Source organism: Kitasatospora sp. NPDC043949, assembly GCF_056435365.1.
The window spans coordinates 1-18174 of the sequence record NZ_JBWKEQ010000026.1 but is presented as its reverse complement, the minus strand read 5'-3'; the positions used below and the strand labels follow the sequence as shown (position 1 = coordinate 18174).

Below are 18174 nucleotides of genomic sequence, written 5' to 3'. Positions count from 1 at the left end.
GACCCTGCCCCCCGGCAGCGCGCCGCTGGACACGCCGGCCGAGCGCTACCGGATGCTGCGGCTGATCCGCGGCTTCGAGGAGCTGGCGCTCGGCCTGGTGAAGGCCGGCGCGATCCCCGGCGGCATCCACCCGTACATCGGGCAGGAGGCCGTCGCGGTCGGCGTCTGCTCGGCGCTCGGCCCCGCCGACCGGCTCACCAGCACCCACCGCGGCCACGGCCACGTGCTCGCCCGGGGCGCCGCACCGCACCGGCTGCTCGCCGAACTCGCGGGCCGCGTCGACGGGTTGAACGGCGGCCGGGGCGGCTCGATGCACGCCGCCGACCTCTCGCTCGGCATCCTCGGCGCCAACGGCATCGTCGGCGCCGGCGCCCCGATCGCGGTCGGCGCCGCCTGGACCGCCCGCCAGGCCGGGGACGGCCGGGTGGCCGTGGCCTTCTTCGGCGACGGCGCGCTCAACCAGGGCGTGCTGCTGGAGTCGTTCAACCTCGCCGCGATGTGGCGCCTGCCGGTGGTGTTCGTCTGCGAGAACAACGGCTACGCCACCACCCTGCCCGCCGCCACCGCGGTCGCGGGCAGCGCGACCGGGCGGGCCGCCGCCTTCGGCATCCCCGCCGAGGAGGTGGACGGCATGGACACCGAGGCCGTCCGCGCCGCCGCCCTGCGCGCGGTGGAGCGGGCCCGGTCCGGCGGCGGCCCCGGCTTCCTGGAATGCCGCACCTACCGCTACGAGGGCCACCACACCATGGAACGCCGGATGAAGCTGCACTACCGCACCCCCGAGGAGGTCGAGGCCTGGCGCGCCCGCGACCCGCTCCCCCGGGCCGCCGCCCAGCTGGAGCAGCCCGCCGTCGCCGAACTCGACGACGCGGTGGCCCGCCAGCTCGCCGCCGCCGAGGAGTTCGCCCTCGCCTCCGAACACCCCGACCCGGCCGGCGCGTTGGACCACCTGTACGCCGACGGCCTGCGGCCCCGGGCCGGGGCGGTGGCATGACCAGGCTCTCGTACACCAAGGCCCTCAACCGGGCGATCGCCGACGAACTCGCCGACGACCCGGCGGTCTGCGTCTTCGGCGAGGACATCGGCGCCGGGATGGCCGGCCCGACGCTCGGCCTGCTGGACCGCTTCGGGCCCGAGCGGATCGTCGACACCCCGCTGTCCGAGCAGGCCTTCACCGCCATGGCGATCGGCGCGGCGCTCACCGGGCGGCGCCCGGTGCTGGAGTTCCAGATCCCCTCGCTGCTGTTCCTGGTCTTCGAGCAACTCGTCAACCAGGCACACAAGTTCTCGCTGATGACCGGCGGGCAGGCGAGCGTCCCGCTGACCTGCCTGGTGCCCGGATCGGGCTCCCGGGACGGCTGGGCCGGGCAGCACTCCGACCACCCGTACAGCCTGTTCGCGCACGCCGGGGTGAAGACCGTGGTGCCCGCCACCCCGACCGACGCCTACGGGCTGCTGCGCTCGGCGATCCGCGACCCGGACCCGGTCGTGGTGTTCGCGCCCGCCGCCGCCCTCCCGGTGCGCGAGACCGTCACCTGGGACCTCGCGCCGATCCCGCTCGGCCGGGCCCGGATCCACCGCCCCGGCACCGACGTCACCGTGGTCGCCGTCGGACACCTGGTGCACGACGCGCTCGCCGTGGCGGACGAGGTCGCCGAGGACATCTCGGTCGAAGTCCTCGACCCCCGCACGCTGTACCCCCTAGATTGGGCCGCGCTCGCAGCCTCGCTGGAACGCACCGGCCGGCTGGTCGTCTTCGACGACTCCAACCGCAGCTGCGGCTTCGCCGCGGAGGTGCTGGCCACCGCCTCCGAGGAGATGCGCCTGATCGCCCCGCCCCGCCGGGTCACCCGCCCCGACGGCGCCGTCCTGCCGTTCGCCCCCGCCCTCGACCGCGCCCTCCAGCCCGGCCGCGAGCAACTGCGCCATGCCCTGCACGCCGTCCTCAAGCACCCCTGAGCAGAAGGAGCCGCCTTGTCCACCAACCGCTACCACTGGGACCGTTCGCACCCCGGCCTGACCAGCCTCCAGCAGGCCATCGACCCGCTGCGCCGCGAGGTGGTCGGCCACAGCGTCTACGGCGGGCTGACCAGCATCGGGCGCGTCCGCACCTTCCTGGACAGCCACGTCTTCGCGGTCTGGGACTTCATGTCGCTGCTGAAGAGCCTGCAACGCGACCTCACCAGCGTCGAGGTCCCGTGGGTCCCGAGCGGGCCGACCGCCAGCCGCCGGCTGATCAACGAGATCGTGCTGGTCGAGGAGAGCGACGAACTCGGGGAGGGCTACACCAGCCACTTCGAGCTGTACGTCGAGGGCATGCGGCAGGCCGGCGCCGACCCGGGCCCGGTGGAGGAGTTCCTGGGGCTGCTGGGCACCGGCACCGCCGTCCCGCAGGCGCTGAAGGCCGCCGCGGTGCCGCAGGCCGCCGTCGACTTCACCGGCACCACCTGGTCGATCATCGAGAACGCGCCGGTGCACTGCCGGGCCGCCGCCTTCGCCTTCGGCCGCGAGGACCTGATCCCGGACATGTTCGCGCAGGTGGTCGGCATCGACGACCCGGACGGCGTGCTCACCGTCTTCAAGGACTACCTGGCCCGGCACATCGAGGTCGACGGCGAGCAGCACACCCCGATGGCGATGCAGATGCTGATCGACCTGTGCGGCGACGACCAGGCCAAGTGGGACGAGTGCGCCGAGACCGTCCGCACCGCGCTGCGCGCCCGGGTACAGCTGTGGACGGCGATCGAGGCCGCCTTCGCGTAGCGCGGCCCAGGCGCGGCTCACCCCGCGGCTCACCCCGCGCGTCGCGGTACGACTCACGCCACGTGCGGTACGGCTCAGATCACCTTCGGGACGGCGGCGGCCGACGCGGGCAGTTCGTCCGCCGCCGTCCGGAAGCGGTGCAGCGCGGCCCGGCCCTCCGCCCCCCGCACCCGGGCGGCGAGCCGGGCCGGCAGCACCACGGTGGTCAGGCATCCGGTGCCGCCGAACCCCTCGACCGTCCAACTCACCCAGGGAAGCGGATAGTTGGCGGCCGGACTGAAGAACACCGGCCGGTGCCCCTGGAAGCTCACCCGATAGGCCCCGAACCGGCTCCAGTTCGAGAAGCTGAACCGGCGCTCCTGCGGGTCGAAGCCCAGCGGCACGCAGTCCCGCAACCGGGAGCGGCCGAGCGAGGCCAGGAAGCCGAGATTGGAACGCAGGTTGAGGTGGGCGGCCGGGAACTCCTCGACCGCCGCCCGCAGCGCGCCCGCGAGCGCCGCCGGGCCGTCCTCGGGCCGGTGCGACACGTGGACGTCGCCCAGCAGGTTGCCCACCAGGGCGGGTGAAAGTCCGAGCCAGCGCCGGGCGTTGACCGGTACGGTCAGCCAGCGCTCCGCCTCGTCGCCGTCCAACTCCCTTATGGTGCTGACGACATGGGCGCAGAGCACGTCACCGGAGGAGAGCCGTCGGCCGACCGTCGCACTGAACTCCGCGCGCATCCGCTCGACTTCGGCGTCACCGAAGTAGATCTGGACGGTCCGGTTGGCCCGCGGACCGACCGCCACCTCGCGGGCCAGCAGCTGCGCCTGCGCCGTCGAGGGCACCCGGAAGCCGGGCCGTCCGCAGTCCTCGGCGGGGAGCACCCGGTCCAGCAACTCGTCCTGATCCTCGACCAGTTCGGCCTCCGGCAGCTCCTCGTCCTCGACCGCCGCCGACCAGATCCGCAGCAGCAGCATGAAGCTGTGCAGATCGCCGATCGCGTGGTGCCAGGAGCAGCCCAGCACCGTCCCGCCGTCTCCGGTGCGGGTGACCCGGACGGTGAGCAGCGGTACGCCGCCGCCGCGCGCGGCCGGGGCGTCCACCGGATCGACCAGTTCGGAGCCGGCGGCCGTCACCCGGCCCATCGCCTCGGCGAGCGTGCCGTCCACGGTGTAGACGTCCAGCGGGACGCCGGAGTCGTCGCAGACCGCTTCGAGGGCGCCTCCCCCGCCGGTGCGCAGCCGCCCGGCGAACACCGGCACCCGGTCGAGCGCGCGGGCCAGTCCGGCGGCCAGCCGGTCCTCGTCCAGCGCCTGGTCGAAGTAGAGCACGACCGAGACGGCGAGGTCCGCCAGCATGGTGTCCATCAGGCCGCAGTGCAGCACCGTTCCGGGGGCACGGCCGGCCCTGACAGTCCGGGATCTTCGCAACACCGGCCAACTACTCATGCGTTCCGTCCCCGATTGTTCGGCGGGTGGCGTGCGGGCACGCCGAACGATAGTGCCGCGCCGTCACAGTGGTCCAGTCCAATCCCGGGATCCGGAAAGGCCGCTGGACTGCTGCGGCGATAGAATGCCCAGCATGGGAGAGCGCCCGGGCGCACCCACCGCGCCGCCCCTCGTCCTGGTCACCGACACCGGGTCGCTGCTGATCGACCCGGCCCTGGCCTACCACCTCGGCCGCGACCCGACCAGCGAGGTCGTCCTGGACGACCCCCGGGTCTCCTGGCACCACGCCGTGCTGCGGGCCACCGACGGGCACTGGCTGCTGGAGGACGCCGGCAGCACCAACGGCACCTACGACCAGGGCCGCCGGGTCGAGCGCGAGGACATCGGCCCCGGCACCCGGCTGCGCTTCGGCGACCCAGCCGACGGCCCGTCCGCGACCTTCGCCGGCCTGCCCCGCCCCGACCCCGGCGAGCGGCCCTCCCTGCTCGCCCCGCAGGCCTCCGGCACCTTCCGCAGCCCCAGCTCGGTGCTCCAACTGCCCGGCCGCACGGTCCGGATCGGCCGCTCGCACGACAACGACCTGGTCCTGGACGACCTCGTGGTCTCCCGCCACCACGCCGAACTGCGCGAACTGCCCGGCGGCGGCCACGAGATCGTCGACCTGGACAGCCACAACGGCACCTACCACAACGGCCGCCCGGTGCAGCGGGCAGCGGTCGGCCCGGCCGACATCGTCGGCATCGGCCACTCCGCGCTCTGCCTCGCCGACGACCACCTGGTCGAGTACACCGACACCGGCGAGATCTCCCTGGACGTGCGGCACCTGGTGGTCCGGGTCGGGTCCGACCACCGGGTGCTGCTGGACGACGTGAGCTTCCCGCTCGCCGAGAAGGCGCTGCTGGCGGTGGCCGGCCCGAGCGGCGCCGGCAAGTCCACCCTGCTCAACGCACTCACCGGGCTGCGCCCCGCCGACGAGGGCACCGTGCTGTACGACGGGCGCGACCTCTACCGCGACTACGCCGAACTGCGCCGCCGGATCGGCCTGGTGCCGCAGGACGACATCCTGCACACCCAGCTCACCGTCCGCCGCGCGCTCGGCTACGCCGCCGAGCTGCGCTTCCCCGGCGACACCGCGAAGCACGAGCGGGAGGCCCGGGTCGTCGAGGTGGTCCACGAGCTGGGTCTGGCCGGCCGGGCCGACCAGGTGATCGGCAGCCTCTCCGGAGGCCAGCGCAAGCGGGTCAGCGTCGCGCTGGAGCTGCTCACCAAGCCCTCGCTGCTGTTCCTCGACGAGCCGACCTCCGGTCTGGATCCGGGCATGGAGCGCTCGGTGATGCACATGCTGCGCGGGCTGGCCGACGACGGCCGGACGGTGGTCGTGGTGACGCACAGCGTGCTGAGCCTGAACGTGTGCGACCGCCTGCTGGTGCTCGCCCCCGGCGGCCGGACGGCCTACTACGGCCCGCCGGGCGAGGCACTGGCGTTCTTCGGCTTCGCGGAGTGGCCGGAGGCCTTCGAGGCCTTCGAGAACGAGGACCACGAGGCCTGGCAGCGCCGCTTCCGCACCTCCCCGCAGTACGAGCGGTACGTCGCCGCCGAGGCGGTGTCCCTGACTCCGGCCGCGGCACCGGGAGCGCCGGGGGCAGCGGGGCCGGCAGCGGAGCCGGCGCGGGCGCCGGTGGCCGGGCGGGACCCGATCGGCTGGGAGAAGCCGCAGGGCTGGTTCTCCCAGCTGGGCACCCTGGTACGCCGGTACACCGCGGTGCTCGCCGCCGACCGGCTGTTCCTGACCATCATGGTGGTGCTGCCCTTCGTGATCGGCCTGATGTGCCGGGTGATGGCCGGCTCCCGGCTCACCCCGGACAACGCCGTGAACTGCCTGCTCACGCTGTGCATCGGCGGCCTGCTGACCGGCGCCGCCAACTCGGTGCGCGAGGTGGTCAAGGAGCGGGCGATCTACCGCCGGGAACGCGTGGTCGGACTGTCCAGATCCGCGTACCTGGTCTCCAAGGTGGTGGTGCTCGGCACGGTCACGGCCGGCCAGGCCGTCGTGCTGACCGTGGTCGGCCTGGCCGGGGTGGACCTCTCCTGGGCGGTGCCGACCGGGGTGGTGATGCCGCAGCTGCCCGAACTGATCATCGCGGTCGCGCTGCTGGCGTTCTCGGCGATGATGCTCGGCCTGGTGGTCTCGGCGATCGTGGACAAGGAGGAGGCCACCATGCCGCTGCTGGTGCTCCTCTCGGTGGTGCAGATCGTCTTCAGCGGCCTGATGCTCAAGCTGCACGGCGTGCCCGGGCTGGAGCAGTTCGCCTGGCTGATCCCGTCCCGCTGGGGCATGGCCGCGATGGCCCGCACCGTCGAGCTGCACGGCATCTTCCCGAGCTCGATCACCGCCGACCCGATGTTCCGCCACGAGCGCGCCGACTGGCTGCTCGACATCGCGGTGCTGCCCGGCCTCGCGGTCGCGTACGGGCTGCTGGTGCTGGCCCTGCTGCGGCGGCACGAGCCCGCGATCATGCGGCGCTGAGTCCCGAACAGCGGCCCCGGGCCCCGGCCGACCAGCGCCGGTACAGTGGGAAGCGACCTGTGGTGCGAGTCCCATCGCTATGACCGCGCGCAGCCGCGGGCTCGCGCGGCGGAGGAAATGTAGCCGCCCATGGACGAGTTCGCGTTCCGCCCCACCCACGTCGTCCCACCGGCCGGGATGGCCACCTGGGCGGCCCCGGACCCGGCCCGGCCCGCCACCCGGCTGGACGCGCTGCTGCCGGTGCGGGTGGTCGCCCGGCAGGGCGACTGGGCGCAGATCCTCTGCTCCAACGGCTGGACGGCCTGGGTCGACGGCCGCCTGCTGGTCGCCCTCCCGGAGCCGCCGCCCACCGCCGGGGGCCCGCCCACCCGGACGGCGGACCCGCGCCCGGCGCTCGTGGAGGCCGAGGCCGCGGTGGCCCGCTACCGCGCCCTGCTGGAGGACCTCGCGGCGGGCGCCCTGGACCTGGAGGCCTTCCGGGAGCGGACCCGTGGCCTGCGGATCGGCCTGGTCGTCGACGCCGAGGCTCTCTGGGTGTTCGACGCGGTGCGCGACCGCTGGTGCTACTGCGACGGGCTCCAGCTCCAGACGTACGCGGCCACCGACCGGCCGGTGCCCGGGCCGTCGCCCACACCGCCCCCCGCCCCGTCGCCCGCCCCCGCCGCCCCGCCTGGGCCCGCGCCCGGTCCGTACGCCCCCACCCGGCCGGGCGCGCCGTGACCCCGGCCGAACGACCTCCCGAACGCCCCCGCGACCGGCCGGCCGCCCGGCCCGCGGCCCAGCCGGCCGAACGGGTGCCCGGAGACCGCCCCGACCGCCCCGGCCATGCCGACCAGCCGGACCACCCCGACCGGCTCGACCACCCCGACCGGCCGTCCGCACCCGGCCTGCCGGCCGGCATGGTCGGGCGCCGGATCGCGGGCTACCGGCTGGAGCGCGAGATCGGCCGCGGCGGCATGGCCGTGGTGTACCGGGCCAAGGACCTGCGGCTCGGCCGGACCGTCGCGGTCAAACTGCTCGCCCCCGAACTGGCCCGCAACGAGGTGTTCCGGCAGCGCTTCATGCACGAGTCCGAGGCCGCCGCCGCGATCGACCACCCGCACATCATCCCGGTGTTCGAGGCCGGCGAGCACGACGGCATCCTGTTCATCGCGATGCGCCACGTCGAGGGCGGCGACCTGCGCGGGCTGATGAACCGGGGAGGCCCGTTCTCGGCCGAGCGGACCGCCCGACTGGCCCTGCAGATCGCCTCCGCGCTCGACGCCGCGCACGACCACGACCTGGTCCACCGGGACGTCAAGCCCGGCAACGTGCTGGTCGCCGCCGGGACGGACAGCGAGCACCCCGAGCACCTGTACCTGGCGGACTTCGGCCTCACCAAGAAGTCCCTCTCGCTGAGCGGCCTGACCAGCGTCGGCCAGATCGTCGGAACGCTGGACTACGCCGCGCCCGAGCAGATCTCCGGCAGGCCGCTGGACGGGCGCTGCGACCAGTACGGCCTCGGCTGCGTGGTCTTCGAGATGCTCGCGGGCTCCCCGCCGTTCCGCCGGGAGAGCGACGTGGCGCTGCTCTGGGCGCACCTCAACGACCCGCCGCCCACCTTGCGCGACCACCGCCCCGACCTGCCCGCCGCCGTCGAGGCGGTGGTCGCCCGGGCGCTCGCCAAGGCCCCCCAGGACCGCTACGCCAGCTGCCTGCAGTTCGTCGCCGAGCTGCGCGCGGCCACCGCCGTCGTGCCCGGCCACGGCGCCGCGCCAAGGGCGTGGAGCGGGAGCGGGAACGGGCCGCCGACCCGGGTCGTCCAGGCGGTCGTCCCCGGCCTCGCCGCGGCGGCCGTCGTGCCCGAGCCGCCCGCGTGGGCCGCCCCGGTCGTCCACCCGCCGCCGTGGTGAGCGCCGTACCGTCCACCGCCGTCCGCCCCCCAGGAAGCCGACCCCCAGGAAGCCGACCGCCATGAACGCCGTGAGCCAGGTCTTCGCCGTGATCGCCGCCGCGGTCCACCTCCTCGCGTGGCCGCTGGAGAGCTTCCTGTACGGCCACCCGCGGGTGCGCTTCCTGCTCACCGGCAGCACGGCGGACGCGCCGGAGGTCCGACTGTGGCGCTTCAACGTCGGCTTCTACAACCTGTTCCTGGCGCTCGGCCTGGTCGCCGGACTGGTCCTGCTGCACACCGGGCACGCCGCCTCCGGCCGCGCCGTGATCAGCTACGTCGCCGCTTTCATGGTCGCCGGCGGGATCACCCTCTTCGCCTCGGAGCCGAAGGTCTGGCGCGGCGCCCTCGCCCAGGCGCTGCCGGCGGCGGCGATCCTCATCGCCGAGGCGTTCTGAGCGCGCGCCGCCCGGCAGCCGTCAGCCCGCCCCGGGCACTTCCTTGCCGCCGGGCACTTCACCACCCGAAACCTCGCCGCCGGGGACATCGCCGCTGGAGACCTCGCCCCGGCGGCCGGTGCGGGCGGCCAGCAGGGCGCCCAGCGCACCGGTCAGCAGGCCCCAGCCCGCCGCCAGCGGGACGGCCGTCCACAGCACCGGGCGCAGGGTGAGGCTGCCGCCACCGAGGCCGGCCAGCGGGTTGGCGCCGCCGAGGAGCGAGCCGATCAGGTCGCCGAGGCCGCCCTGGCCGACGCCGACGCCGAGCACCGACAGCCCGTAGTCGGCGTCCGCCCTGGTCCAGAGCCCGACCAGCAGTACCGTCACCGCGCCGGCCAGGGCGAACCGGACGGCGTGCTGCCAGAGCCGGACGGTGCGCGGCGAGCGGTACGCGGCGAGGAAGCCGGCCGCGAGCAGCAGCACGGCGGCCAGCGGCAGCAGCCACCAGCTGCGCGCGTCCTGGTCGGCGAGGGTGCCCAGGCTGATGGTGGCCTGCTGCCCGTCCGGTGCCCGCAGCACCTCGGCGAGCGGCCTGGGCACCGGCAGGCCGAGCGCGCCGCTGAGCCGCCCGTGCCACTGCGCGCCGAGCCCGACGCCGAAGGCGAGCCAGACCAGGTCGGGCAGGGCGAGCAGCAGCACGGCCAGGGTCTGCCGGGCGTTGCCGTGCACGATCGCGGTCAGCACCCCGGCCGCCAGCCCGATCACCAGGTACGCCAGCAGGACCAGCCAGAGCGCGAACGCGGCCGGGCGGACGGCCAGTTGGTAGGGCAGCAGAGCGCGCGGCAGCGGCGCCCGCCGGGACACCGCGAAGGTGCCCGCGAGGACGACGAGCAGCCAGGCCAGCCCGATGCCGACCGTGCTCGGGGCATCCGCGTGGAAGCCGACCTCCGGGGTGAGCCCGAGCGCGCCGCCGATGGTCTGCGCCAGGTCGCCGCCGAGCGGGACGTCGAAGGTGTGCCGGGCGCCGAGGGTGAGCAGCGCGAGGGCGACCAGCCAGATCACCACCGTGCGGGCGATCCGGCCGAGCAGTTCGCCGCCGCCGGCCACCGCGCGGAAACGCAGCTGACGCAGGAATACCTCGGCCATCACCACCGCGCCGGCCAGCGAGACGGACAGCGGCATGGCGCTGATCCCGGCATCCACCGCGGCGAACTGCCCAGCCCCACCGTCGAGTTGGACGGATCCGCCGACGGCCAGCGCCACCGCCCCGGCCAGCACGGCCGGGAAGCCGCCGCCCGGGAGGTCGTCGGCGCCGGCCAGCCAGAGACCGAGCGCGGCCACCGCCGCCATGGCGGCGAACCCGGCCAGCACCACAGCCAGCGCGTCCAGCCAGCCGCGCAGGGCGCCGGGCGGGCCCGCGACCCGGGTGGTGGGCTGCTGCATGGCGCCTCCTCGGTGCGTCGGGCTTCGCGTTCCAGGGTGGCCGACAGCGGGCGGGCACGCTCGGCGACGGCCCCCGCACCTGCTGTTGCGGCGGGTGGGGAGCCGGGGGGGAATGGAGGCCAGTGGCAGGAGCTTCCCGGGTCGGCGCGTCCGTCGGCCGCCTGCGAAACGGAGCCTCGATGAGTTCCCAACCGCCGCCGTCCGGCCCGCCGAGCGAACCGCCCCACGGCCCCCCGTCCGGCCCGCTGGCCGGTCCCCCGTCGGGCGGCGGCCGGTTCGGGCCGCCGTCCGGGGCATCCGGTCCGTCCGGTCCGTCCGGTCCGTCCGGCCCCCCGTCCGGGCCGCCTGGTCCGCCCGGCCCGCCCTCCGGGGACGGTCGGGGGCCGCACACGCCGTGGTGGCGCTCCGGGCGGGGGCTCGCGTTGGCCGCCGGCACGCTGGCGGTGGCCGCGGTGGCCACGGTGCTGATCGTGAACAGCCAGGGTGGTGGTCACCACGACACCCTGCCGGCCGCCAACGAGGTGGCCCTCCAGGCCCCGGCCGACCCGGGGCCGGACCCGTTCACCCCATCGGTGGAAACCCAGGGGGTGAGCGCCCCCGCCCCTGCCCAGGCGCCGCAGTCCGGGCAGGCGCCGCAGTCCGCCCAGGCAGCGCAGTCCGGGCCGGGCGGCCGGTCCACGGCCGCCTCCCCGGCGGTGATCCACAGCGTCGAGGGCAGCTCCGCCGGGCTGTACGGCGGGACGATGACCAAGCCCAGCTGCGACACCGAGCGCCTGATCGGGATGGTCTCCAGCGGGGACGCCGGCCGCGCCTGGGCCTCCGCCGCGGGCATCCAGCAGTCCGACGTCCCGTCCTACCTGCGCTCGCTGACCTCGGCCTACCTGCGGGTGGACACCCGGGTCACCAACCACAACTACAAGAGCGGCGCCGTCGTCGAGTACCAGTCCGCGCTCCAGGCCGGCACCGCCGTCCTGGTGGACGCCCAGGGCGTGCCCCGGGTGCGCTGCTCCTGCGGCAACCCGCTGAAGCCGCCGGTGCTGGTGAGCGACGCCAAGTACACCGGGAAGGCATGGGCCGGCTTCCACCCGACCACGCTGGTCGTCGTGGTGCCCGCGCCGCAGCCGGTGACCGAGATCATCCTGGTGAACATCGAGACGGGCGGCTGGTTCTCCCGGCTGACCGGGCGGATCGACGTGGTCGACCGGAACGTCGGACCGCCCAAGGGGCCGCTGGCGCCCGGCATCCCGCCGCCGGGGAAGATGACGCCCACCACGCCGGCGGGCACGGCCTCGACGTCGCACTCGACCTCCGCCTCGACCTCCGCCTCGACCTCCGGGGCGACCTCCGGGTCCGGCTCGGCGACGACCTCGGGTTCGACCTCCTCGGGAGCGACGTCCTCGGGCGCCTCGACCGGGACGGGCTCCGCCTCGGCAACGTCGTCCACCTCCTCGGGCGCCCCGACCGGGACGACCAGGTCGACCGGCACCGCGTCCGCGTCCACCGGCTCCTCGACCGGCTCGTCCACGGGGTCGTCCACCCCCAAGACGCCGACCCAGACGCCGAGCACCAAGGCCCCGGCGACCACGGCCGGCTCCACCACGACGAACACCACCAACGGCACCACCACGACGACCACCGCGACGACCACCGAGCCCCCGAAGACCGCGACGGCCGGGAGCGCCACCCCCAGCTGATCCGCCCGACTCCCCGGCACCGCCCGCCGCCCATCCGCCGCCGGTGGCGGCGCACCTCAGGGCAGCAGCACCTCGGCGTCCTCGGGCCCCAGCACCCGGCCGCCGGCCACACGGACCTCCATCGCCTCGATCGGCGCGCCCGTCCCGCGTTCCACCAGCCGGGCGCGCGGCTCGCCCTCAGCGAAGAACCACTGGTCGCCCCACTGCCGCAGCGCCGTGATCACCGGGAAGAGGGCGCGCCCCTTCTCGGTCAGCACGTACTCCTGGTACGGGCTGCCGTCGGCGGCCGGCGCGAGCGCGAACACCCCGTTGGCGACCAGGTTGGCGAGGCGGGCCGAGAGGATGTTCCTGGCGAGGCCCAGGTTCTTCTGGAACTGGCCGAAGCGGCGCAGCCCGTCGAAGGCGTCGCGGACGATCAGCAGCGTCCAACCGTCGCCGACGACGTCGAGCGGGCGGGCGACCGGGCAGGTCGACTCCTCGTGCGTGGTGCGCTTCGGCACTTCTCCCACCTTCCACCGGTCGGCGCCCAGCCTATCGGCGAGTCGCGCGGTTGCTTATTGAAACCACATTATGCCAGGGTGGCGTGGTAGCACTTTGAAACCAGTCGGCCGCGCCCGCCACCAGGAAGACCCGCCCATGACCTCGCCCACCCGCGCCACCGCCGCCACCGCCGCCACCGCCGCCGCCACCGCCGAAGCACCCTCACGTGGCCTGCGACCCGCCGCCGCCTGGCTCCTCTCCGTCGCCTGCGGCCTCGCCGTCGCCAACGTCTACTACTCACAGCCCCTGCTCGACCTCATCGCCGCGGACTACGGCATCGACCCGGCCACCATCGGCCTCGTCGGCACCCTCACCCAGACGGGCTACGCGCTCGGCCTGCTGCTGCTCGTCCCGCTCGGCGACCGCGTCAACCGCCGCACCCTCACGACCGCCCAGCTCGGGCTCTCCGTGCTCGCCCTCGCCGCCGTCGCGCTCGCCCCCTCCGCGTTGCTGATGCTCGCCGCGATGGCTGCCGTCGGCGTCCTCGCGGTGGTCGCCCAGGTCGTCGTCGCGTACGCGGCCTCGCTCGCCGCGCCCGCCGACCGGGGCCGGGTGGTCGGCACCGTCACCAGCGGCATCGTGGTCGGCATCCTGCTCGCCCGCACCGTCGCCGGCACCATCGGCGACCTGGCCGGCTGGCGCGCCGTCTACGTGGTGTCCGCCGTCGCCACCGGCGCGATGGCCCTCGCCGTCGCGGTCGTCCTCCCGGCCGAACGCCACCGACCGTCGGCGCAGACCGAGCAGACCGAGCAGACCTCGCAGACCGCACGGATCAGCTACCCCCGGCTGATCGGCTCGGTGTTCACACTCTTCGCCGAGGAGCCCGTGCTCCGCGCCCGGGCGGTCCTCGCGCTGCTCACCTTCACCTCCATCACCGTCCTGCTCACCCCGATGGTGCTCCCGCTCGCCGCCCCGCCGTTCAGCCTCAGTCACACCCAGATCGGGCTGTTCGGCCTGGCCGGCGCCGCCGGAGCCCTGGGCGCCGGCCACGCGGGCCGCCAGGCCGACCGCGGCCGGGCCGAACGCACCGCCGGCATCGGCCTGTTGGCCATGCTCGCCGCCTGGATCCCGGCGGCCCTGCTGCCGCACTCGGTGTGGTGGCTGGTGCTCGCCATGGTGGTGATCGACTACGGCCTGCAGTCCGTGCACGTGGTCAACCAGCACCTGCTGTACCAGGTCCGCCCCGAGGCGCAGAGCCGGCTCACCGCCGGGTACATGCTCCTCTACTCCGCCGGCTGCGCGGCGGGCGCGATCGGCTCCACCGTCGTCTACGAGCGCTGGGGCTGGACGGCCGTCTGCCTCCTCGGCGCGGCCACCAGCCTGGCCGCACTGCTCTACTGGCTTGCCAGGAAGCAGAATTGACGAAACCCCCGAACCGCTCCTCCCCCTGATCCGACGGCGCGTCACGGGGCGGGTATCGTCCCGGCCATGAAGGCAGTGTTACGCCGGGTGTGGTCCCTTCCGTTGGCGGGCGCGGTGGTCTCGCTGCTGGTGCTCTGCTGGAGCCTGTTCGCCGCGTCCGCGCAGTGGCGGGCCGCGAGCCGGATAGACGCCGCGCCGCTGCGGGTGGACGGGACGGTCAGCGCCGTGGCCCTGCGCAAGGGCGGCTGGCTCTACACCGTCACCTACCGGGTGGGGGATCGCGACTACCGCACGTCGGCGCTCGGCCTCAAACGGGTCGAGAAGCCGCACGTCGGGATGACCGTCCCCCTGGAGGCGGCGGCGGACGACCCGGCCACCGTCCGCGTGGCCGGTGACCACTACCCCAACGACGACATGCCCGCGACCTACGTGCTGGCCGCGGTGGGCGCCACGGCGGTCCTGCTGTGGCTGGTCGGCCTGCTCGTCCAGCGCGCCCGGGGCCGGACTCCCCTCCCGTGACGGCCGGTTCGGCCGCCGGGCCGGTTCGCCCGCCGCCTCGTGGGTGCGGCCGCGCGGCGCCCGCCGCCGCCCGTCAGTCCACGCAGGGGATGCCGCCGGCCTTGACGGCGGGGCCCTGCATGGGGAGGCCGGCGGCGGGGTCGGTGGTCGCGTCGCCCGGCCCGGTGGCGGCGGCGGAGGGGCTGGGGGTGCGGGTGACGGCGAGGGTGACGACGATGTGGCCGGGGGCGACGACGGCGGCTGCGGTGGCGGTGACGCCGTAGCGGGTGGCGAGCTGCTGGGCGTCGGCCTTGGCGCCGCTGCCGTAGGTGACGGTGGTGGCCCTGGTCCTGGCGGCGGCGTCGCCGATCTTCCCCGGCTGGTAGCCGAGTTCGGTGAGGGCCTTGGACTCGGTGGCGGCCGCGCCGGCGCCCGCGACGGCGTTGACGTCCACGACGGCCCTGGTCACGGTCGGGGAAGCCGCGGACGGCGAGGGGGTGGCGGTCTCGGCGGCCGTCTCGGTGGGCGCGGGGACGGCCTGGACGGGGGCCGGCTCGCGGTTGAACAGCTGCCGGACGATCTTCTTGATCAGCTCCGGGTTGACGGTGTTGACCTCCTGGCCGCCGACGGTCTTGAACCCGGTGATCGGCAGGGTGTTGAACTCGACGTTCCCGCCGGTGAGGTTGGGCGCCTGCTGGGCGAAGTCGAGGATGTTCCACTCGTTGTCGATGACGACGTCCTTCTTCACCACCCCGAACAGCTTCTGCATCTGCCCGAAGTCGTTGAGGATGCCCTGCTGCTTGAGCCGGTACTCGACGGAGGAGATGAACGCCTGCTGCCGGTGGGTGCGGTCGAGGTCGCCGTTGGCGAGGTGGTGGCGCTGGCGGACGAAGGAGAGGGCCTGGGCGGCGTTGAGGGAGCTGATGCCGGCGGGGAGCTTGAGGCCGGTTCCGCCGCCCTCGTGGGCGGCGGTACGGGCGATGATCGGATCGTCGACGGGGTGGTTGAGGCAGACCTGGATCGGCTCGACGGCCTTGGCGATGTCGTAGAAGCCGATCAGGTTGACCTCGGCGAAGTGGTCGATCGGGACGTCGAGGAAGCTCTGCACGGTCTGGATGGTGGCGGAGCGCCCGGCTTCGCGGCTCTGCCGTTCCAGGTCGGCCTTGGAGAGCCCCTTGCCGGCGAGTTTCTGCTCGGCGGCCACCTTGGCGATGCCGTAGGCCTCCTTGATCTTGTGCATCTTGCCGTCGGCGCCGGCGGTCTGCACGTAGTCGTCGCGCGGGACGGACAGCGCGGTGACCTTGCCGCCGTTGGCCGGGATGTGCAGGACGATCAGGGCGTTGGTGTTGTAGCCGCCGATCTCGCTCGACCCGGCGTGCAGTTCGTCCTCGACGAACTGCTTGGGCAGGTCGTTGCCGTCCATGTCCTTGCGGCTGTCGAGGCCGATCAGCAGCAGGTTGACGGACTTGTCGAGGTGGGGCGGGGCGTTCTTCTTGGCCTCGCTCAGCGCGGTGGACTTGGTCATGCCGTCGTCGAGGCTGCGGTACTCGTACCAGGTGAAGCCGCTGGCACCGAGGACGGCGACGGAGACGGTGCAGGCAAGGGTGCGCCCGGCGACGGTCAGCGGGGCGGTGCCGCGGCGCGGGGCGCGGCCGCGCGGGCGGAGGCGGGCGGCGCGATCAGCCACGACGGCTCCTTCCGGTCGGGGTGCCCGCACTGCGGGGCCGTCGGCGGTCGAGCGCGACGCGGACCGCGACGACCAGCAGCGCGACCCCCACCGCCGCCGCCATCACCGGGAACGCCCCCACCACCCACCGCAGCGCGCCGGTGCCGAGCTGCTTGCCCTGGTACGCGTCCCGGTTCGCCAGGTACTCGATGCCGGCGGCGCCGAGCAGCACCACGAGCGGGGCCGCGGTGACGACCCACCAGCGGCCGGCCCGGCTGCACAGCGCCGCCGCGGCGCCCGTCCCGCCGACCGCACCGACCGCGAAGAGCACGCCGACGCCGGGGCCGCCGAGTTCGTCCGCGACACCGCCGAGGACGGGCAGGCCGACGGCGGTGAGCAGCACCGTCAGCCGGCCTCCCCGGCGGGCCTGCGGCCGGCGGCGGGAGGCCGCGGTCCGTGGCGGGCGGGCGGCGGGTGGCGCGGCAGGCTCCGCCCGGTCGGCCGCGCGCGAGCGCTGCGCGGGCAGGGCGGGGTCCTCGGTGCGCGGTCCCGCGTCCTGGTACGGCGTTCTCGCCCGCTGCCCGGCCATGCGCACTTCCCTCGCTCGTTTCGGCTGCCGCGGCGCGTGCGCGCCGCCGTGCGTGCCGGGACGCGTTCCGTCCTGGTGGCGGTTCCCAACTTCTACAGTTCTGTAGAAGTTGGGCTGGAGCATACAAACCCATTTCAGCAAAGTCATCCGCCGTCCTTCGGCAGCGGCCGAGCGCCCGGTGGGCCGTCGTTAGGATGGTCATGATCCCCCGCCACGTCGGCACACCATCAGGAACGCGTCAGAGGAGCAGAGCGTCACCATGTTTGAGAGTCTGAAGAACCTCGCGGACAAGGCCACCGACCTCGCCCGCGAGCACAGCGACGTGCTCGGGCAGGGCCTGGACAAGGTCGGCGACGTGATCGACGACCGCACGGACGGCAAGTACAGCGGCCAGATCGACACCGGCGTCGAGAAGGCCAAGGGCTTCCTGCGCAACCTCGACGGCGAGCAGAAGCCGGCCGAGTAGCCTGCCACCGGGCACGGTCGCCGGCGCGATCGGCAGTACGACGGTCGAACAAGGACACGGGCGCACGGGGAGGGGTCGGCAGCGATGAGCGAGGGGCAGCAGGGGTTGCGCTGGGGACGCTGGCTGGTCGTCGGCGTACTCGTCGCGGCCGGGTGGGGCATCGTCCACGGCGGCGACCACCCCACCACGGCGTCGTCCGACGCCTCCCCGTCCGCGACCCCCTCCCCGGACGGTGCCGCGCCCTCCGCGTCCGCGTCCTCCCCGTCCGAGTCCGCCTCGACCGCGCCGTCGAAACCGTCGAAGCCGTCCAGCCGCTACGACCCCGCCGACTACGCGGCCCCGGTGCGCCGGTACGCCGCCGAGGCCGGGGTCAACCCGCAGCTGCTGATGGCGATCCTCTACAACGAGTCCTACAAGCCGCACGACCCGGAGCTCGAACGGGCCTGGCAGCGCGGCAAGCCCGAAGCCTCGTTCGGCATCGCCAACATGCACCGCGCCGCCTTCGACGACACCAAACCCGGCCGCCCCTTCGCCGACCGCAAGTGGGAGGAGCTGCCGGACGACCGCGACCTGGCCGTCCAGGCCGCCGCCTGGCACCTGCACGACCTGGCCGGGCAGCTCCCGGCGCGGCCGAGCGCGCCGCTGAACCACGACGAGCTCCTCGCCCTCGGCTACAACGCCGGCGCGGGCAACATGCTGGCCTTCGCCCGCGGGGTCAAGGTGGGCTCCCAGGCGCAGTCCTACCTCGACCGGCTGCACGACAACTGGGCCAAGTCCGGCACGGCCGTCCAGTAGCGGGGGGGGGGGGGGGGGGGGGGGGGGGGGGGGGGGGGGGGGGGGGGGGGGGGGGGGGGGGGGGGGGTGGGCGGGGTGGGGGGGTGGGTTGTGTTGC

The 18174-nt window shown here is 74.6% G+C and carries 17 protein-coding genes; 12 read left to right on the top strand and 5 right to left on the bottom strand.

Annotation, left to right across the window (positions count from 1 at the left end):
- The first annotated feature begins 52 nt into the window (after nucleotides 1–52).
- From AC07AL_RS21750 to AC07AL_RS21740, 3 genes are read left to right on the top strand one after another with little or no spacing between them, the layout of a single operon-like run.
- Nucleotides 53–994 carry a thiamine pyrophosphate-dependent dehydrogenase E1 component subunit alpha gene (locus tag AC07AL_RS21750; RefSeq protein WP_400806150.1) on the top strand — a complete coding sequence of 314 codons (942 nt, stop codon included), beginning with the start codon at nucleotides 53–55 and terminating at the stop codon, nucleotides 992–994.
- Nucleotides 991–1959: an alpha-ketoacid dehydrogenase subunit beta gene (locus AC07AL_RS21745; protein ID WP_363582520.1), complete on the top strand. Its 969-nt coding sequence runs from the start codon at nucleotides 991–993 to the stop codon at nucleotides 1957–1959. The genes AC07AL_RS21750 and AC07AL_RS21745 overlap by 4 nt, the downstream gene beginning before the upstream one ends.
- A 15-nt stretch (nucleotides 1960–1974) precedes the next feature.
- Nucleotides 1975–2763 carry a DUF3050 domain-containing protein gene (locus AC07AL_RS21740; protein WP_363632634.1) on the top strand — a complete coding sequence of 263 codons (789 nt, stop codon included), beginning with the start codon at nucleotides 1975–1977 and terminating at the stop codon, nucleotides 2761–2763.
- Nucleotides 2764–2837: 74 nt separating this feature from the next.
- Here the strand turns inward: AC07AL_RS21740 and AC07AL_RS21735 are convergent, their stop codons facing one another.
- Complete coding sequence (locus tag AC07AL_RS21735; RefSeq protein WP_478317959.1) at nucleotides 2838–4109, bottom strand: acyltransferase; 1272 nt, start codon at nucleotides 4107–4109, stop codon at nucleotides 2838–2840.
- A 214-nt stretch (nucleotides 4110–4323) separates the two neighbouring features.
- Here AC07AL_RS21735 and AC07AL_RS21730 point away from each other — a divergent pair, with 214 nt between their 5' ends.
- The 4 genes from AC07AL_RS21730 (at nucleotide 4324) to AC07AL_RS21715 (ending at nucleotide 9045) form a co-directional block, all read left to right on the top strand.
- Nucleotides 4324–6717 (top strand): ABC transporter ATP-binding protein/permease, encoded by a 2394-nt coding sequence (locus AC07AL_RS21730; protein WP_478317958.1) that lies wholly within the window; start codon nucleotides 4324–4326, stop codon nucleotides 6715–6717.
- Between the two features lie 129 nt (nucleotides 6718–6846).
- Nucleotides 6847–7437 carry a hypothetical protein gene (locus AC07AL_RS21725; protein ID WP_478317957.1) on the top strand — a complete coding sequence of 197 codons (591 nt, stop codon included), beginning with the start codon at nucleotides 6847–6849 and terminating at the stop codon, nucleotides 7435–7437.
- Nucleotides 7438–7616: 179 nt separating this feature from the next.
- Nucleotides 7617–8609 (top strand): serine/threonine-protein kinase, encoded by a 993-nt coding sequence (locus AC07AL_RS21720; RefSeq protein ID WP_478317981.1) that lies wholly within the window; start codon nucleotides 7617–7619, stop codon nucleotides 8607–8609.
- Between the two features lie 61 nt (nucleotides 8610–8670).
- Nucleotides 8671–9045, top strand: a complete 375-nt coding sequence (locus AC07AL_RS21715; protein WP_350885526.1) for a DUF1304 family protein — start codon at nucleotides 8671–8673, stop codon at nucleotides 9043–9045.
- A gap of 21 nt (nucleotides 9046–9066) precedes the next feature.
- Here the strand turns inward: AC07AL_RS21715 and AC07AL_RS21710 are convergent, their stop codons facing one another.
- Nucleotides 9067–10467: a streptophobe family protein gene (locus tag AC07AL_RS21710; RefSeq protein WP_363617231.1), complete on the bottom strand. Its 1401-nt coding sequence runs from the start codon at nucleotides 10465–10467 to the stop codon at nucleotides 9067–9069.
- A gap of 422 nt (nucleotides 10468–10889) precedes the next feature.
- Here AC07AL_RS21710 and AC07AL_RS21705 point away from each other — a divergent pair, with 422 nt between their 5' ends.
- Nucleotides 10890–12161 (top strand): DUF6777 domain-containing protein, encoded by a 1272-nt coding sequence (locus tag AC07AL_RS21705; protein WP_400805827.1) that lies wholly within the window; start codon nucleotides 10890–10892, stop codon nucleotides 12159–12161.
- A gap of 56 nt (nucleotides 12162–12217) precedes the next feature.
- Here the strand turns inward: AC07AL_RS21705 and AC07AL_RS21700 are convergent, their stop codons facing one another.
- Complete coding sequence (locus tag AC07AL_RS21700; protein ID WP_363582506.1) at nucleotides 12218–12661, bottom strand: winged helix-turn-helix transcriptional regulator; 444 nt, start codon at nucleotides 12659–12661, stop codon at nucleotides 12218–12220.
- Nucleotides 12662–12797: 136 nt separating this feature from the next.
- On the opposite strand from AC07AL_RS21700, the gene AC07AL_RS21695 reads away from it, so the two are divergent.
- Nucleotides 12798–14063 (top strand): MFS transporter, encoded by a 1266-nt coding sequence (locus AC07AL_RS21695; protein ID WP_478317956.1) that lies wholly within the window; start codon nucleotides 12798–12800, stop codon nucleotides 14061–14063.
- Nucleotides 14064–14129: 66 nt separating this feature from the next.
- Complete coding sequence (locus AC07AL_RS21690) at nucleotides 14130–14582, top strand: hypothetical protein (protein ID WP_363582502.1); 453 nt, start codon at nucleotides 14130–14132, stop codon at nucleotides 14580–14582.
- Between the two features lie 73 nt (nucleotides 14583–14655).
- Here the strand turns inward: AC07AL_RS21690 and AC07AL_RS21685 are convergent, their stop codons facing one another.
- Both AC07AL_RS21685 and AC07AL_RS21680 read right to left on the bottom strand, forming a co-directional pair.
- On the bottom strand, nucleotides 14656–16248 hold the full coding sequence (locus AC07AL_RS21685) for an LCP family protein (protein ID WP_363582500.1): 1593 nt from the start codon (nucleotides 16246–16248) through the stop codon (nucleotides 14656–14658).
- Nucleotides 16241–16816, bottom strand: a complete 576-nt coding sequence (locus AC07AL_RS21680; RefSeq protein ID WP_363582498.1) for a DUF6542 domain-containing protein — start codon at nucleotides 16814–16816, stop codon at nucleotides 16241–16243. Before AC07AL_RS21680 ends, AC07AL_RS21685 begins: the two co-directional genes overlap by 8 nt.
- Nucleotides 16817–17075: 259 nt before the next feature.
- On the opposite strand from AC07AL_RS21680, the gene AC07AL_RS21675 reads away from it, so the two are divergent.
- Both AC07AL_RS21675 and AC07AL_RS21670 read left to right on the top strand, forming a co-directional pair.
- Complete coding sequence (locus AC07AL_RS21675) at nucleotides 17076–17282, top strand: antitoxin (protein ID WP_280680643.1); 207 nt, start codon at nucleotides 17076–17078, stop codon at nucleotides 17280–17282.
- A gap of 84 nt (nucleotides 17283–17366) precedes the next feature.
- The gene (locus AC07AL_RS21670; RefSeq protein ID WP_363582496.1) at nucleotides 17367–18077 is read left to right on the top strand and encodes a lytic transglycosylase domain-containing protein; all 711 of its coding nucleotides are present in this window, start codon (nucleotides 17367–17369) and stop codon (nucleotides 18075–18077) included.
- Nucleotides 18078–18174 lie beyond the last annotated feature (97 nt).